The following is a 15,645-nucleotide window of genomic DNA, read 5'->3' as shown; positions in this document are numbered from 1 at the left end:
CTTCGGCCAGAAGCTTATTTCCTGTGTTGACCAGTTCTTTCCATTCAAAACCGCTGTTTCCCGCGGCCTCCATATATTGGGCCAGGCGTTCCAACAAGTCATGACAGGTCTGGTCAGAGAGAGTGGCTGCCTGGTACGGATTTGTCAGAAAATACACGGCACGCTGAAACAGCAGCGCAAACATATACTGAATTTTCCCCTGGGGGCTTACCACATAGGTGAGGCCCCTGCTTTTGTAGGCTTCTCCGTAAAGTCCCTGGAGGATTGGAAAGATGGTATCCATCTGTCCGGAAGCCAGACTGCCGGAGGGGTCTGTTTGTTCTGCGGAGGGGGACATCTGCTCAATCTGAGCGCGCAGCGCGGCCGCCAGAAGCAGGAGCCCTTTTTTGGCAGCAGCAAAATGGTCATTCTTCCTATTCTGAAGCGAACACAAGAACAGTATGATGGTCAGAACCGCCAGACCGTAGGCCAGCGCCCCCATCTGCATGGCCAGTCCATCCCACCCGACTGGCCGTAGCTGAAGAAAGACAAAGCACATGGCATTCGCAAAATATCCCAGCGGATTAAACTGCGAGGTCTGGAGAAAAACCAGCAGAAAGGGAACGGTCAGATTGAGAAGAATGCAGAGCGCAAGGTTGAGGGAGGCGAAAAAGCTGAGAAGAGCCATCAAAAACTGCGTCCCCACAAGAACAATCAGCTGCCGGACTGTTAGATATTTCCGATAATTGACCTTGAACAGGATTGTAACCACCGATACGAGGATTGAATAGGAAATGCCGAATAATAGGATCGTAGAGTAAAATAAAAAAAGGAAAAAAAGAATAATTGGCAGGGCGGCCGCAAATTTGGAGCGGAAAGCTGCCAATACTGATTTTGTTTTGTTTTTCATGGGTGAAGTCATCTCCTTTAAGGAAATATTATAACTCTAATGGGGACGGCTGTCATCTTTTTTGTGAAGAGGGCATGAACCTGCCCTATATCAGAAGGATACTGTACTGCAGAACGGACGTTAAACAGTTTGCCTGATTAGCGTCCGTTCTGTGGCTTCATAAGTATTAGTCAGTGGAAGTATCCGGTGATTTTTCCCGATACTGCACCGGCGTAACCCCCATATATGTCTTAAAAACAGTCAAAAAATAATTATAACTCTGAAATCCGGACTCTTCGGCTATCTTTTTAAGGGAATCATTGGACTGCCGGAGGAGGTGTGAGGCGATTCTGACCCGGTATGCGTTTAAATATTTCGTAAAAGGGAGGCCAAGCGCGTCTTTGAATGCCCTGGAAAAGTAGACCTCCGACACTCCGCAGTGGCGGCTGATATCCGACAGAGAGAGATCCAGATGATAGTTTTGATAGATGTAATTCAGCGCCTTCTGGATCAACGGCGGGTATTGGGAGACAGAGGCGGAAGCAAGCCGTTCCAGGCCCTGGCGGTAATAAAGGAGAAACTGTTTTTTCAGCGCCTCAATATCCAGAATATTGTTGACAGCCGGCGGCGGTACCGTGATGGTCTCACGATCCTGGGAGGCCGTTCGGAGAGCCAGCTGCATGATCTCCGTCAGACGCAGGACGAGGCGCTGAAGTCCAAGAAGAGAGACGTGTGTCTGCCCGACTGTTTCAAAAATATGAGTGACGATTTCAGTCACTTTTTTTTCGTTCAGGTGAAGAAGAGATTCCGACAGCTCATTTTCCTCCTGTAGGGAGAGCAGCAGAACGGAATTGCCTTCCTTTTCTCCAGGACGTTCCGAATCGCTGTTAAAAGGCTTTACCTGAAGACGATGGTGAATTTTCAGGTAATAGGGGCGTAAATGTTCCACGGAGTCGAAGACGGGCATGGACTCGGCAAAAGTATGGATAGAGAGATAACGCCGCAGGTTGTTCTTCAACAGGCTGATATCCTGGGCTGCCGTCTGAAGGATGGCGGCTTCGCTGGTGAGATCCGGAAAGGACAGCAGGACCAGGAATTCACCGTAGTTGATATGTGTGATAATTCCCCTCTGAAGCGAGGTGAAAAATGTATCACAAAAGTGGAGAACCGTATTGACAACCTTCTGATGGCGTTCATCCGGTATGCTCTGATAAATACTGGAGAAATTGGTGATCTGCAGGCAAGCCGCAACGTGACGCCGGCCGCAGAGCAGCGGATCGGAGGCGAAAAAGTGACGGCTTTCATCCGGAATATCATAATTTAAGACGAGATTCCGGAGGTATTGCTGTTTTGACAGCTGGCACATCTGGTCCCACTGCTTCTGATGAAGCTGCTGTTTATCAATATAAAGCCGTATTTCGGACAATTTCGTTTCGAGAAGAGTCCGGGACAGCTCATGCTTTAGGAGGTAATCGTAAGCCCCGGCCTGGAGAATCGGTTTTACGTACTCGAAATTATCGTAATTGCTTATGACAAGGATTGTAATGGGAAGCTGATGTTTGCTGATAAATCTGGCGACCTCTAATCCGCTCGCCCCGGGCATCTCCATATCGAGGATCACGATGTCGATGGAATCGCCATGAGTGTTCAGATATTCGATGGCGCCTGTTCCGTCCAGCAACTGCCCGCAGACATGGATGAAATCGAGGTCTGCCAGAAAGGTCTGCATCTTATTTAAAGAAAGTATGTCGTCATCGACGAGAAGCGTCTGAAGCATGCGGGTCCTCCTTTACAGGATAGCTCAAAGAAATTCGGGTGAAGCTCTGTCCGTCGCTGTCGATGGAAAATGTGCAGCGGTTCCCATACTGGAGGCGAAGGCGTTCGATACAGGACCGTATTCCGATATTTGAATAGTCCTCCTCCGTTTGACAGGACAGATTAAGTATCTGTTCGATCTGATCGTTTCTGATTCCGGAACCATTGTCTTCAATGATGATATGGAGCTGTTCTTCTTCCAGATAGGCGTAGAGAAAGATGATTCCATCCTCTTCGAAATTGCGGAAACCATGCTTCATGCAGTTCTCAATAAATGGCTGCAGCAGAAGCTTTAAAACAGGAAGTTCCAGGAGGTGGTCGGCAACGTCACACTGCAGCGTGAGGTTCTGGAAATTATTATATTTTTTAATGGAAATATAGTCTTTGATAAAACCGATTTCCTGACGCAGCGTGACGAAATTCTCCGTATTTTTGGAGACGAGTTTCAGCATTCTTGTGAATGCCAGAGATACCTCCTCGATATTTTTAACGCCCTGAAGGCTGGCCAATTGTGTAATGGTATTCAGAGCATTGTAAATCATATGGGGATTCAGCTGCTGCTGCAGCGTCTGCAGTTCAAGCCGGCGCTGTTTTTCTGCGTTTGCCTGAATTTCCTCCAGCATCTTGTCAATTTCATTTTCCAGATACACAATCCCGTCTGATATTTCCTTCAGTTCGTCGTTATTCTTATGGTGAAAGACACTCTTCTCCCTGGTGGTGATAAAACGGAGCAGCTCATTCTTAATCAGGAGGATCTTTCTGGAGAGCGATTTGGATATGATTCTGGAAAATGCGATGGTCTGCATGAAAACCAGAATCAGGATAATGACAAACAAAACTCTTATATTTTCGGAATCTTTGTAAATATACGTGTGCGGAACCAGCACATAGGTATGGTAGTTTGTCAAAAGGGAAGTGGCGTGCGCCATCTCATAGCGTTCATTTTCCAGAATTACCGTCGTTCCATGGGCGGAGAGGAGATGCTCCATAATTTCCGGTTTACTGAGGAGGTGAACCGCATTGGTGTAGATCAGTTCGTTATTGGGGTTAGCGATGAATACCTGATAGTTGTTCCCATCATAATCTCCCAGAATGGAATGAAGCAGCTCCGGGCTGATATCCACAAGAATGACAGCGAGTATTTCCGCCTCCTCCTTTAATACACGGCCGTAGGTCAGCGCCTTCTCACTGTCGGTACTGTATAGATTCCGCTCCGTGTAGTAGGTGCCGGGGGAGGCCTGCTTCACGCTCTCGCAGAGCGGACTGTGAAAGCTTTGGAGCCGGTTGACATTGGAGCCGTTGGTGTATATGCGGTTATAGCGGTCGATGATCGTGTAGGAACAGGCAAATTCGCCATAATTCGAGATGGACTTCAGGAAATTCTCAATCAGGACATGCTTCTTATGCCCTTCGACCGTGATTTCATCGTAATCCTCCTTCAAATAACTGCGAATATCTTCATTGGAAAAAATGTGGGTAATATTCTGTTCAATGTCAGTGGTCAGGGAATCCAGGGCCTGATTGATGGTGGAAATTCTGCTGTATGTAAAGGTGAGTTCCTTCGAACGCATGGTGCGGAACCAGAATGGATATGTGGTGAGGCTGATGAGTAAAACGGGAACAATCCCATTGAATAGAAAGATCAGAACGAGCCGGGCATTAAAATGGGATTTAAAGTAATGGATTAATTTCGGGTGTTTTTCCAACTTCTGTGCCTCCTGATTGAGTATACTCGAATTATACTATCAGAAAAATTCACTTACAATAAAAGATTAAAAATTTGTAGTAACTGGTAAAAAATACAAAGCTTTCCGCCGGATGAGAGTCAGTATAATAAAGTCATATACAAGGTCACAGGACAGAAAGGAAAATGAATTGTGAAAAACAGTATAAGCAGGATTGAACAAAAACGAAGATTCATGAAAAACTTCCGGGCAACGAAAACACTGTATTTGTTTGTAATACCCGGGCTGGTGTATTACGCATTATTTAAATACTGGCCGATCTACGGGTCGCAGATTGCATTCCGGGATTACTCTCCATTCCTGGGATTTACGAAAAGCCCGTGGGTGGGACTTGAAAATTTCGAGAGATTTTTCCGGTCTCCGGATTTTTTCCTGATACTCAAAAATACATTGCTGATCAATGTGACGAACCTGATCCTGGGATTTCCTTTTCCGATTATACTCGCCATTCTGCTGAACCAGGTCAGAAACAAAGCATTTAAAAAGCTGGTTCAGACTGCGACGTATGCACCGTATTTTATCTCCGTTGTCGTTCTCGTCGGTATGATGTACACCATGCTTTCTCCGTACAGCGGTGTGGTAAATGCGGTAATCCGCTTTTTTGGCGGAGACCCTGTCCATTTCATGGGAAAACCCGGAATGTATGTCATGATCTATGTCTTATCGGGGATCTGGCAGACGTGCGGGTGGTCTGCAATTGTCTACATAGCGGCGCTGGCATCGGTTTCCCCTGATCTGCATGAGTCGGCAATCGTCGATGGGGCCGGAAGATTACAGAGAATCTGGCATATCGATCTGCCGGGAATCATGCCGACGATCATTACCATGCTGATTCTGACTGCGGGACAGCTTTTAACGATCGGCTTTGAAAAATCGTACTTAATGCAGAATTCCATGAATCTGGGGGTATCGGAGGTCATATCGACGTATACCTACAAGCGGGGACTGGTAGATGGTGATTTCAGTTACGCGTCTGCGGTCGAGATGATGCAGTCCGTGGTGAATTTCGTGATTCTGATTTCAGTCAATAAATTCAGTAAAAGGTTCAGTGATACTTCTTTATGGTAGAATGGGGGATATGTGAATGAAAGCGGGAAAAAAAGACAGAGTCTTCGAAATTGTTACGACGGTGCTGCTGGTCATGATCTTGATCGTTGCGTTATATCCACTGTATTTCAGCCTGATTGCCTCCATCAGCAGCCCGAGAGCCGTTTATCAGGGAAGGGTTTTGTTTCTGCCGGCGGATGTCACCCTGGATGGCTACCGGAAGATATTTGCAGATGAATCGATATGGACAGGCTTTGGCAACGGTCTGCTCTATACGATAGTCGGAACCCTGTTAAATGTGGTATTTACCATTCCGCTCGCCTATGCGCTCTCCAGAAAAGAGTTTCCGTTTGGCGGCGTATTCATGAAAATAATGGTCTTTACCATGTACTTTTACGGAGGTATCATTCCGCTGTATTTCGTGGTAAAGCAGATGGGGATGCTGGACAGCATCTGGTCAATCGTTCTGCCGACGCTGATCAGCACTTACAATATGATAATCGCCAGGTCTTACTTTATGGGAAGTATACCGGAAGAACTGAAGGAAGCAGCATTTTTAGACGGATGCGGATACGTGGGATTCTTCTTTCGTGTGGCTCTGCCTCTGTCGAAATCGCTGATTGCAGTCATGGTACTTTTTTATGCGGCGAAGCAGTGGAATTCCTATTTCGAGCCCATGATCTATTTGAGCTCCGAAAGCCGTTTTCCGCTGCAGCTGGTGCTTCGGACCATTCTGATCGACAGCCAGAATTCACTGGCCTCGGCAGATGCATCTACGGTGGCGGATATGCAGCAGCTGGTTGATTTGCTGAAATATGGCTGCGTTGTCGTATCAAGTATTCCAATGCTGGTATTTTATCCCTTTGTTCAGAAGCATTTCGTAAAAGGCGTGATGCTGGGGGCGGTAAAGGGATGAGGATAAATGAAAGGAGAAGCAGAATGAAAAAAAGAAGATTTGCAGCACTGTGTACAGCCGCCGCCGTAGTGGCAGGCTGTGTGGCATGCGGAGGGGCAGCACAGCCCAAGGGGCAGGACAGCAGTCAGGCCGATGCGGGGGAAAAAGGGAAAGAGAAAATTAAGGTGACCTTTATCAAGAATGAGTGGCACGGTGACCCGAATGACATGGAAATCTATAAGATTCTGGAGGAAAAGACCGGAGTCGAGGTGGAATGGCAGGTTTACTCGGCGGCGACATGGGAGGATAAGAAGAATCTGATCTTATCCAGCGGGGATCTACCGGATGTCTTTTACATGAATGCCGTCAATGTCAACGATGTAACGAAATACGCTCCTCAGGGAATGTTTCTGGATCTGACGGATTACATCGAGGAATACTGCCCGAATCTCAAGAAAGCATTTGAGGAAATGCCGGAATATAAGAATATCTGTATCAATCCGGATGACGGGAAAATCTACAGCATCGGGCGTGCGGTGGAGAGAGAGGTAATGTATACGTCAGGCCTGCTCTACATCAACAAGAAGTGGCTGGATCAGCTGGGACTCCCTGTCCCAAAGACCGTTGATGAGTATTATGATGCACTGAAGGCATTTAAAGAAAATGATATGAACGGCAATGGCGACAAGGGGGATGAGATTCCATTCGTTTTCCATTATAATTCGTCTGTGCCGGATACTGCATACAGCTACCACCAGCTGTTCGGCTCTTTTGGATATGTGGATCCGGTTTTGACAGTGGGCGCCCATTTCATAGAAGATGAGAACGGTGAGATTGTCTATACGGCAGAACAGGAGGAGTACAAGGATGCAATCCAGTATTACCACAAGTTTGTGAAAGAGGGGTTGTGGGATTCTGAAGGCTTCACCACACCGGACACCTCAGTCATGAATGCCAAGGGAAATAACGATCCGGAAATTGTAGGCTCTTTTATGGCATATGATTCCACATTTGTCGTTCCTGAAAAATACAAAGAAGATTATGTGATTGTTGAGCCTCTGGAAGGTCCGACAGGCAAGCGAATCTGGCAGAACAGCGCCAACAGCAACGGTAATGTCAATGGAACCCAATTCGTTATGACTGCATCGGCAAAGGGCAAGGAAGAGGCAATTATGAAATGGCTGGACGCCCATTTTGAACCGGAAATTTCGGCACAGCTGTTTTTAGGGCCGATTGGGACCACCCTGGAGAAGACAGACAGCGGAATGCTGGATTATGTACCTACTCCTGACGGGATGTCCTACAGTGAATTCCGGTATAAGAATGCCCCTGTACACGTACCCTGTAAGATTGCTTCCGAGGATTGGGGAAAGCTGGTCCAGGTCATGGATGAAGATATCAATAAGCTGCAGATCGCTAAAGAGCACTACGCTCCGTATGCCACGCAGTCCTCTCTGTTCCTGCTGCCGAATAAGGAGGAGAGTAAGTACTTTACCACGACGGCAAAGGATATCGACGACTATGTCAACAAGATGCAGGTAAAATGGCTGACGGAAGGCGGGATTGAAGCAGAATGGGATACCTATTTGGAGCAGCTGAATAAGCTGGGGATCGATAAATACAAAGAAACGGTAAAGGGGATACGGGAAAGGATGGCGAAGCAATAGACGTGGACAGCGGAAAGAGAAAAAGTAATTTCCTGATATTTATGACAGACCAGCAGCTGGGGACGACCCAACAGAGCAAGGGACCGGCGTACATGCCGAATCTGGAGCGGCTAAAGCGCCATGGTGTGACTTTTCAGGAGGCGTATTGTCCCTCTCCCCACTGCTGCCCCAGCCGTGCCAGCTTCTTTTCCGGGTTGTATCCCTCAGAGCACGGCATATGGAACAATATTGATCTGGCGGATGCATTTTCCCATGGTTTAAATGACGGGATTAAGCTGTTTTCAGAAGATTTGAAGGAAGCGGGATATCAGATGTATTTCAGTGGGAAATGGCATGTCAGCGCGGAAGAAGGGCCGGGCGATCGAGGATTTGGTCCCTGGATCTATCCGCCGCAGGAGGGCCGGTATAAGCCATGGAAGAGGACTCCCTTTATGGGAGACTGGGATTGGCTTTTAGAGGAAGACGACATTGCTTTAGAAGAGGGGCGCAGAGAAGGGGAAATCTCCAGAATTGGATTTCCCCAGTACAGCCAGTACGGTGTGACGGAAAATCCCTTCGGTGACGGTGATGTTGTATCCTGTGCAGAAGGCTGGCTGGAGAATGTGAGCAAAGATGAGCCATTCTGTATGTATGTCGGAACACTGGGGCCTCACGATCCGTACTTTGTCCCACAGCAGTATCTGGATCTCTATCCGGATGAATCGATAGTGCTCCCGGAGTCCTGGAAGGACCGGATGCTCGATAAACCAAATCTCTACAGAAGGACGAGAGAGCGGTTTGACCAACTCGGCGAGGCGGAACAGAAACGTTCCCTGAAGCATTACCTGGCCTTCTGCTCCTATGAGGATGCGCTGTTCGGAAGGCTTCTCGACGTGCTGGAGCGGAGAGAGCTTCTTGAAGATACGGTCATCCTATACGTATCGGATCACGGAGATTATGCCGGCGCCCATGGATTATGGACGAAAGGCCTTCCGTGTTTTAAGGAGGCGTACCACATCTGTTCCGTCATGGGGTATGGCGGTATTAAGGCGGAAGGGACCGTGATCAGCCAGAGGGTATCGCTTCTGGATTATGCACCGACATTTTTAGAACTGGCCGGGATATTGGAAGCGGATAATCCGGAAGCGAAAAGGCGGTTTTCAGGTCGTTCCTTAAAGCCGTTTCTGGAGGGGGGCATTCCGGAACGATGGCGCTCGGAGACTTATACACAGAGCAATGGAAACGAGTGCTATGGAATCCAGAGGAGTATTTTTACAGACGAATACCATCTCGTTTTTAATGGATTTGATTTCGATGAACTGTATGATTTGAAAAAAGATCCGGACTGCATGATAAATGTGATGGAGGAACCCGGGTACGAGGCAGTTATCTATGACCTGTATAAGAAATTATGGAAATTTGCATATCTGCATTGGGACGCATTGGGGGACCCCTATATTACGACCGCGCTGGCACGGTATGGCCCTGGGATCATCAGGACGGCGAAACGGGAAATGAAACAGAAGCGGGAATAGGAATAGTAAGGGGAAATGGAATACTGCCAGAAACTTTTGGAAGCATATGTTGCTGCATGTAAAAGTTTTTGACAGTATTTTTTTGATGTGATAATAAAACAGTGGGACTTCAGACGAAGCTGGCCTAAAGCTATATTTAGCTGTGCGGCCAATAAAATGATTACATTTGCACAAGTCCGCTTATGACAGCTAAAACACCGAGAACAAGAGAAATCAACCCAATGTTTACGGCACCTTTTTTCTTATTCGAGCCTCTGTCTTTACTCTTAAATAGTAGGATAGCGCCCAATATAATGAGCACAATACCAAAGCCAACACTAAAAACATATAGCCCGGACGATAAGCTTTCAAGACCGCTGTCTATTGCTCCCTCAATTCTCTGTTCCATTTATTCAACCTCCATTCGGTTCACCTGTTTCATTAAAAGTATTGAAACTATAAATGCAATAGTCAGGATTACTATTGCAAGCAAATACAATACTGCTTTATTCGCTGTGGCATTTACAACGATATTGCACATGAGAGAAGCAATTAAAACGGCTGATACAATCGTTGTTGGAACTGATTTTTTTACAAATCCAATGCCGGCTGCTATAATGCCTGTACTGGCAGCGATGAAGGACATGATAAGTGTAATTTCAATCGCCTGCGCTAGAATAAAAAGTGTAAAACTTTCATTTATAAGGTGTATAAATTGTTCGGTTAGACCAAATACCAGAAAAATAGCAATGTTGCTGGCAACCATTGAAATTACGGTAAAGAGATATACAATGCCGAGCTTTGATAACATAATTTTCTTTCGGCTTACCGGGTATGAGAAAAGTAAAATTATGCGTTTTCCGGTGTAATCTTCAATGATGAATTTTGAATACATCACTGCCGACAATACACAAAACACTGCCATATTTAAAACACCAAACAGCGGAATAAGATTATGATAGCCCGAAAAAATAGCCATATCTTTATCGTTTGGTTCCAGCATAGGCGCATATGCAAAAAGGTACAAGAAGCCCAGCATTGTGAATGCAATGATGAGAGAGGCTGCCACATAAGTACGTATTATATTTTTTTGCAGTTCCAATTTAAATAGTGTTTTCACTTTCTATCCTCCCAGTCATGATATCCATGAAATAATCCTCAAGACCAGAGGGGGACTCTGATTTCAGTTTAGCCATGGAAACCTCTCTTACGATTGTCCCGTCTTTAATTATTCCAATGGTGTCAGCTATGTGTTCAATCTCCGTTAGAATGTGACTGGAAATGAGCAGGGTCATGTTTTGCTCTTTTACGAGCGCTATGAAAAAATCCCGCATTTCCCTAATTCCCATAGGATCAAGTCCGTTAATAGGTTCGTCTAAAATCAGTAGTTGGGGTTTATGAATAATAGCCCTTGCAATTGCCAGCCGCTGCCGCATACCCAAAGAAAATTTTGAAACAGGCTGAACGCCTGTATTACTCAGTCCGACCTTTGATAGAACAGTGTCAATATCCTCCGGCTTCTTTTTCATGTAGGCAAGATGGATTCCCAAATTTTTGGCCGCTGATAAGTGCTCATAAAATATGGGAGTTTCAATGATTGTTCCAATCTCGGATAAGATAATATCACGCTCAGAAACAATGTCTTTTCCTAAAACCTGCGCGTTACCCATTGTCGGTGTAAGCAACCCGGATATTATTTTGAAAAGCGTAGTTTTCCCAGCCCCATTTGGCCCTAAAAGGCCGTAAATTGTTCCGCGCTCAACGTTTATACTGCAATTTTTAACAGCTTCGTTTCCAGGGAAAACCTTTGTCAGTTTTTTCGTTTGTACAGCTAAGGATTTATTCATTGAAATGGACTTCCTCCGTGTATAGCTTCTGCAACAGGTCTAAAGTTCTTTCGAGAAGCGTATCGCTCAAGACATCTACGCCAATAGATTTCATCAGGTGCTGTAAAAATCTTAATCGAAGTGATAATTTCCGGGCATCACAGCGAAAGACGGCGGGATCGCACCATACGTTCATCAGTAAAAGAAAAACTTCGGCACATTCATCAGGAAAATCTGTAACGAGCGAACCATCGGTTATCCCTTGTTGAATTGTGTTTGAGATAAGGGCGGCGTCTTGATTGACACAGGTCTGCATATAGGACAAGACAAATTCTGCACTTTTCATGCGGCCACTCATAACTTCGTCTAAATAATGGGCGTCCTGGCAGTCAAGGTTTTTTTCTAAAATGGCAGTTAGTTGTTCTTTTCCTGTAAGAGTGTCTGTTTCAGACAACCAGCTTTCAAGCATGGACTTAGTATTCTTTGTCTGGTTTTCAGTGACTGCGCTGATAATTTCATCTTTTGACTTAAAGTGATGATAAATAGCCCCTTTTGATATACCGGCGGCCTCCGCTATATCCTGAATACTTGTTTTATCAAATCCCTTTTCTAAAAACAACTTTGCGGAAACCGTTAATATGTTTTCAATGGTTGCCTGTGAATTATATTTTTTCGGCATAGGATTCTCCTTATTATAAAAACCGGACGTTCGGTTTTTATTTATTATATACCACATTATCTGTTTTGTCAATTTTATTTGGCGTGTTAATAAACCTTGATAAACCAATTGCAGAAAGAAAAGGAGGCAGGCCGGTATGGTACAGGAAATATTTGAACGTTACGAAAAGAGTATGGTATTTCTGCAAATGATGAAGAAATACAGCGGTGTGGTATATAAAAGAAGAGTTAAAATGGATATTGCTTCTGCCGTTCAGTATTTAAATAACGGGATTCTTCCAGAGTCGGTAAATTTATGGTAAAATAGCCATAGAGAATGGGAATTGGAGGTTTGAAAGACTTTGGAAAAGAAAATTTGGCTGGATAAATTAAGGGCAGAAGACAGGGATACGGTATTTTCCATGACTTCCGACCCGGAGATCGTAAAATATATGCGTTTTGATACCCATGAGAAGCCGGAGGAGGCAGATGAACTCATCCGGCATTATGCGGAAGGGGGAAATTACGGCTTTCTCATACGAATTGCAGACAGCGGAGAACCGGTAGGAGTCGCCGCCCTGAAACAGGATGAGGAGAACTGCGGAGAGTATTCGGTGTCACTGTTCAGTTTTCAGAGATTCTGGAACAAGGGATACAATACCGCTGCCGTGGAACTGCTGAAGACATTTGCACAGGAACAGGGAATCAGAGGTCTGAAAGCTTATGTGGTGGAAGAGAATTACGGTTCGCGAAAGGTGATGGAGAAATGCGGATTTCAGATACAGGAGATCCTTCATTTCGATGATTTTCCTTCTGGATTATACATTTACGCTCTGCCAATGGAATCAAGTGTTGTACCAAATATAGAAAGGATAATACCATGAAACTGTTTGGAAAGAAGGCTCAGCCTAAAAAGGAAGAACCAAAGACACAGGAAGCAGTCCTGACACTGTATGCCTGCAGAAAAGACGGGAAGGCCGTGCCGGATATTGCATGCCGCCTGTTTGCGGAAGTGACGGACAAGATCTTTTATACGGACGAAGATGAATTCCAGATTCGTTTTAAGGATGGCACCACAGCGGTTTTCCACCTGGTAACGGATGGCGAGGAGACGAAGGTGCAGTCCAATGGAATGGCCAATTTCTTTTCCCAGGCCCCTCTTGAGAATGAGGAGGTGAAGGAAGCGGCCCTATGCCAGATGCGTCTGTTTAATTGTATCATAGGAATCCGGTTCGAAATCGACAGGGACAGCGACAGGACAAACGGTATCATACACTCCATTTATGGCATGGCGGAAGAACTCAGCGCCTTTGTGCTGTATCCCAATATGTATCTGTATCACTGGGATGGCCGCCTGCTGCTGTCGATTGACGGAAAGAGTGATTTTGAAGAATTTTATCCGCAGGCCAGCACCACGATTCTGGATCGTGAGGTGAATGAGGAAGAGGCAGACAGAGAACGGAAAATGCGTTCCATCGCCATTTTAAAGGAGAAGGGGATTCCCTTTCTTGAGCATTTAAAGGCGTCGGTGTTCGAATCGGAATGTAAAATTCCGGACAAGGAAGTGATCGTTCATCGCCTTGCCTGTATTTTTACCGCTTGTGTCCAGTCTGAGATTTTTACAAGCGGCCAGTTTGAAAACTGCAGGGAAATGGCGGCGGAAGAGATCGCACAGATGGAGGAACGCTATCAGATCTCGGATTGGCTCTCACCGGAAGAGCGGGACTATCTCGAAAATCCGGACAAGGATCCGGCGCTCCATAATCGGTTTGGATGGCGGTACGAGTGCTGCTCTGTACTTTTGTGGGCACTGTCCATGATGGAGTTGAAGGAACCGACAGAAATTTGCGATGCCTCTGAGCTTGGGGCAGTCATGTGGAACCATACCTTTGACAGCCTGATGGAAGCTGCGGTGCTTCGCAGCATGGACGAGATTCTCGACATGCAGGATCTGGTGCTGCGGTATGACTGGGCCTGCGTCGATGCGAGAGTCCACCACAAGGAGGTTCCGATGCTGAGCAGTGATATTGTTTTCGAGTGGCATTATGCGCTCAACTGGCTGGTGCAGGCCGATGGAATCGCAGACTGGGACCAGGTGACAACGACGACGTAGGCGCGGAGAGACGGAGGGATTCACGGATCAGCTGTTCGCCTGCGAAAACCGCGTGTTATCGGCAGTGGCCGCATTCGATTTTTGCATCCGGTACCACTGCCGTAGTTTTTTTACTTCCCCGGCCGTAAGGACAATCTTCCATTTCCCATCATCCGCAGTTTCGATAAGCCCGGTCCGGTATCGCCCGTTCCCGGAAAATTTCCCTAATTCCTTTATAAAATGAATATGAAATACATAGGCTCTGTTAGGAATGATAAACCAATCGCTGTCTGCATAAATAACATCCCGCCTGTGGATTTCCGTCTGCTTAAAACATTCATTAAAAATGACTCCCAAATAGAGTTCCTCCCGCTGCAGCCAGGATAAACGATGCAAGATAGAAACAAAATAACAAATATCCGGAAAAATTATAGAAAATACCATCCCTGAAAATAGCATCAGCCAGAAATCTTTGTCAAGGCGTATGAGAACAGCAGCCAGGTCTCCCTGAATCATGGCCGCGAATAAGCCGCCGGCCGGAATCAGAAGAAATAAAAGGGATACCATGATATTGTAAATGAAAAAAATTTCCCATTTCCAAAAGAGAAGATTTCTTTTTGTTAAAAAAATAGTTATATTCGAATGTTTTTTCTGCTTTTTCATTAGGAGGAACCTGTCTTTCCGCAGCTGAGTGTTTAGTCGTTCAGATTAATTACCGCCCCCACAGGGCAGGTCTCCTGACACAACCCGCACCGGAGACAATGGTTTCCCACAATCTGATAAGGCTCCCCCGGCGTGATGCATTTTTGCGGACATGCCTCCGCACACCGCCCGCATCCGATACATGCGTCAGTGATGGAAAATCCGCTTACTTCCTCATCCGTCCCTCCGTAGGAGAAGCTTTCCCGGTTGATTGGATAGTGAAGCAGATCAAACCATTCCCCGCTGCCTTCATAAATCAGAAATGCATCGAGTATATAACGGCTGTCACCCGGATAGACCTCATTCATACCCGGATTCTGGAGAAATACCTCGTCCACCCAGTTCTTATCTGCAAGGCGCAGGCGTCCCGTGAATTTCAGCGATTGGCATTCCGGGCACATGGCGCTTAAGGCAATCTCACCGCTGGCGGCCAGCTGCTTATAAAAAGGCTTGCCTTTAGAGGTTACGATATACATCCCGTCATCATTGGCGATCATGATATTGATGATCCGGCTCTGCGGATGGCCCACGGCGTCCACCGTTGCGGCGGATGCGATTTTGACCTGCCGAAACATAGTTACATACTTCTTTGCTTTTTCGTTCATGGAAAACACCTCCTGATAATGTAAGCTTACTCCCTTTAACGTGAAATGTAAATGTTTTAATGTGAAATGTAAATGGCAGGTACTGCGGTATTTTGCCAAATCTACTTGAAATCATTCTTCGTCTGGTCAGCCAGATGCGCGCTGAAAAATAGAAAGCTTATTTTAGGTCATGAATCTGATATTTTTGCCATGAATCTGATTTTTAGTTCGTGGAGATTACGATATACTCAGAG

15 protein-coding genes and 1 pseudogene are annotated in these 15,645 nt (G+C 46.0%); 7 read left to right on the top strand and 9 right to left on the bottom strand.

Annotation, left to right across the window (positions count from 1 at the left end; all coding sequences use genetic code 11):
- The 3 genes and pseudogenes from ACLTD4_RS18465 to ACLTD4_RS18455 all read right to left on the bottom strand — a co-directional run.
- Window positions 1-889, bottom strand: a pseudogene (locus ACLTD4_RS18465) (FUSC family protein); the annotation flags it as partial.
- A 166-nt stretch (window positions 890-1,055) separates the two neighbouring features.
- The gene (locus tag ACLTD4_RS18460; protein ID WP_117623405.1) at window positions 1,056-2,645 is read right to left on the bottom strand and encodes a helix-turn-helix domain-containing protein; all 1,590 of its coding nucleotides are present in this window, start codon (window positions 2,643-2,645) and stop codon (window positions 1,056-1,058) included.
- Complete coding sequence (locus ACLTD4_RS18455) at window positions 2,620-4,389, bottom strand: sensor histidine kinase (RefSeq protein WP_412331463.1); 1,770 nt, start codon at window positions 4,387-4,389, stop codon at window positions 2,620-2,622. The genes ACLTD4_RS18460 and ACLTD4_RS18455 overlap by 26 nt, the downstream gene beginning before the upstream one ends.
- A gap of 171 nt (window positions 4,390-4,560) precedes the next feature.
- On the opposite strand from ACLTD4_RS18455, the gene ACLTD4_RS18450 reads away from it, so the two are divergent.
- From ACLTD4_RS18450 to ACLTD4_RS18435, 4 genes are read left to right on the top strand one after another with little or no spacing between them, the layout of a single operon-like run.
- Window positions 4,561-5,496, top strand: a complete 936-nt coding sequence (locus ACLTD4_RS18450; protein ID WP_243007924.1) for an ABC transporter permease — start codon at window positions 4,561-4,563, stop codon at window positions 5,494-5,496.
- 16 nt (window positions 5,497-5,512) lie between these two features.
- Complete coding sequence (locus ACLTD4_RS18445) at window positions 5,513-6,391, top strand: carbohydrate ABC transporter permease (RefSeq protein ID WP_117623402.1); 879 nt, start codon at window positions 5,513-5,515, stop codon at window positions 6,389-6,391.
- 23 nt (window positions 6,392-6,414) lie between these two features.
- Window positions 6,415-8,037 carry an extracellular solute-binding protein gene (locus tag ACLTD4_RS18440; protein ID WP_181988680.1) on the top strand — a complete coding sequence of 541 codons (1,623 nt, stop codon included), beginning with the start codon at window positions 6,415-6,417 and terminating at the stop codon, window positions 8,035-8,037.
- Between the two features lie 2 nt (window positions 8,038-8,039).
- Window positions 8,040-9,551 (top strand): sulfatase-like hydrolase/transferase, encoded by a 1,512-nt coding sequence (locus ACLTD4_RS18435; protein WP_117623400.1) that lies wholly within the window; start codon window positions 8,040-8,042, stop codon window positions 9,549-9,551.
- Window positions 9,552-9,711: 160 nt separating this feature from the next.
- On the opposite strand, the gene ACLTD4_RS18430 is transcribed toward ACLTD4_RS18435, so the two are convergent.
- From ACLTD4_RS18430 to ACLTD4_RS18415, 4 genes are read right to left on the bottom strand one after another with little or no spacing between them, the layout of a single operon-like run.
- The gene (locus tag ACLTD4_RS18430) at window positions 9,712-9,939 is read right to left on the bottom strand and encodes a hypothetical protein (protein WP_117623399.1); all 228 of its coding nucleotides are present in this window, start codon (window positions 9,937-9,939) and stop codon (window positions 9,712-9,714) included.
- Entirely contained in the window at window positions 9,940-10,650 is a 711-nt protein-coding gene (locus tag ACLTD4_RS18425; RefSeq protein WP_117623398.1) for an ABC transporter permease, read from the bottom strand.
- Complete coding sequence (locus ACLTD4_RS18420) at window positions 10,634-11,377, bottom strand: ABC transporter ATP-binding protein (RefSeq protein ID WP_117623397.1); 744 nt, start codon at window positions 11,375-11,377, stop codon at window positions 10,634-10,636. Before ACLTD4_RS18420 ends, ACLTD4_RS18425 begins: the two co-directional genes overlap by 17 nt.
- Window positions 11,370-12,035 carry a TetR/AcrR family transcriptional regulator gene (locus ACLTD4_RS18415; protein ID WP_117623396.1) on the bottom strand — a complete coding sequence of 222 codons (666 nt, stop codon included), beginning with the start codon at window positions 12,033-12,035 and terminating at the stop codon, window positions 11,370-11,372. The genes ACLTD4_RS18420 and ACLTD4_RS18415 overlap by 8 nt, the downstream gene beginning before the upstream one ends.
- A gap of 136 nt (window positions 12,036-12,171) precedes the next feature.
- Between ACLTD4_RS18415 and ACLTD4_RS18410 the strand changes: the two genes are divergently transcribed.
- Genes ACLTD4_RS18410 through ACLTD4_RS18400 form a run of 3 tightly spaced genes read left to right on the top strand, consistent with a single transcriptional unit; the run spans window position 12,172 to window position 14,126 of the window.
- Window positions 12,172-12,336 carry a hypothetical protein gene (locus ACLTD4_RS18410; RefSeq protein WP_243008349.1) on the top strand — a complete coding sequence of 55 codons (165 nt, stop codon included), beginning with the start codon at window positions 12,172-12,174 and terminating at the stop codon, window positions 12,334-12,336.
- A gap of 39 nt (window positions 12,337-12,375) precedes the next feature.
- Complete coding sequence (locus tag ACLTD4_RS18405; RefSeq protein ID WP_117623395.1) at window positions 12,376-12,897, top strand: GNAT family N-acetyltransferase; 522 nt, start codon at window positions 12,376-12,378, stop codon at window positions 12,895-12,897.
- Complete coding sequence (locus ACLTD4_RS18400; RefSeq protein WP_117623394.1) at window positions 12,894-14,126, top strand: DUF4272 domain-containing protein; 1,233 nt, start codon at window positions 12,894-12,896, stop codon at window positions 14,124-14,126. The genes ACLTD4_RS18405 and ACLTD4_RS18400 overlap by 4 nt, the downstream gene beginning before the upstream one ends.
- A gap of 27 nt (window positions 14,127-14,153) precedes the next feature.
- Here the strand turns inward: ACLTD4_RS18400 and ACLTD4_RS18395 are convergent, their stop codons facing one another.
- The gene (locus ACLTD4_RS18395; RefSeq protein ID WP_147335906.1) at window positions 14,154-14,462 is read right to left on the bottom strand and encodes a hypothetical protein; all 309 of its coding nucleotides are present in this window, start codon (window positions 14,460-14,462) and stop codon (window positions 14,154-14,156) included.
- A gap of 338 nt (window positions 14,463-14,800) precedes the next feature.
- Window positions 14,801-15,412 (bottom strand): 4Fe-4S binding protein, encoded by a 612-nt coding sequence (locus ACLTD4_RS18390; protein ID WP_117623392.1) that lies wholly within the window; start codon window positions 15,410-15,412, stop codon window positions 14,801-14,803.
- Between the last annotated feature and the right edge of the window lie 233 nt (window positions 15,413-15,645).

The sequence above is a fragment of the Hungatella sp. genome, from assembly GCF_046966825.1.
This window is presented reverse-complemented; position numbering and strand designations above follow the sequence as displayed.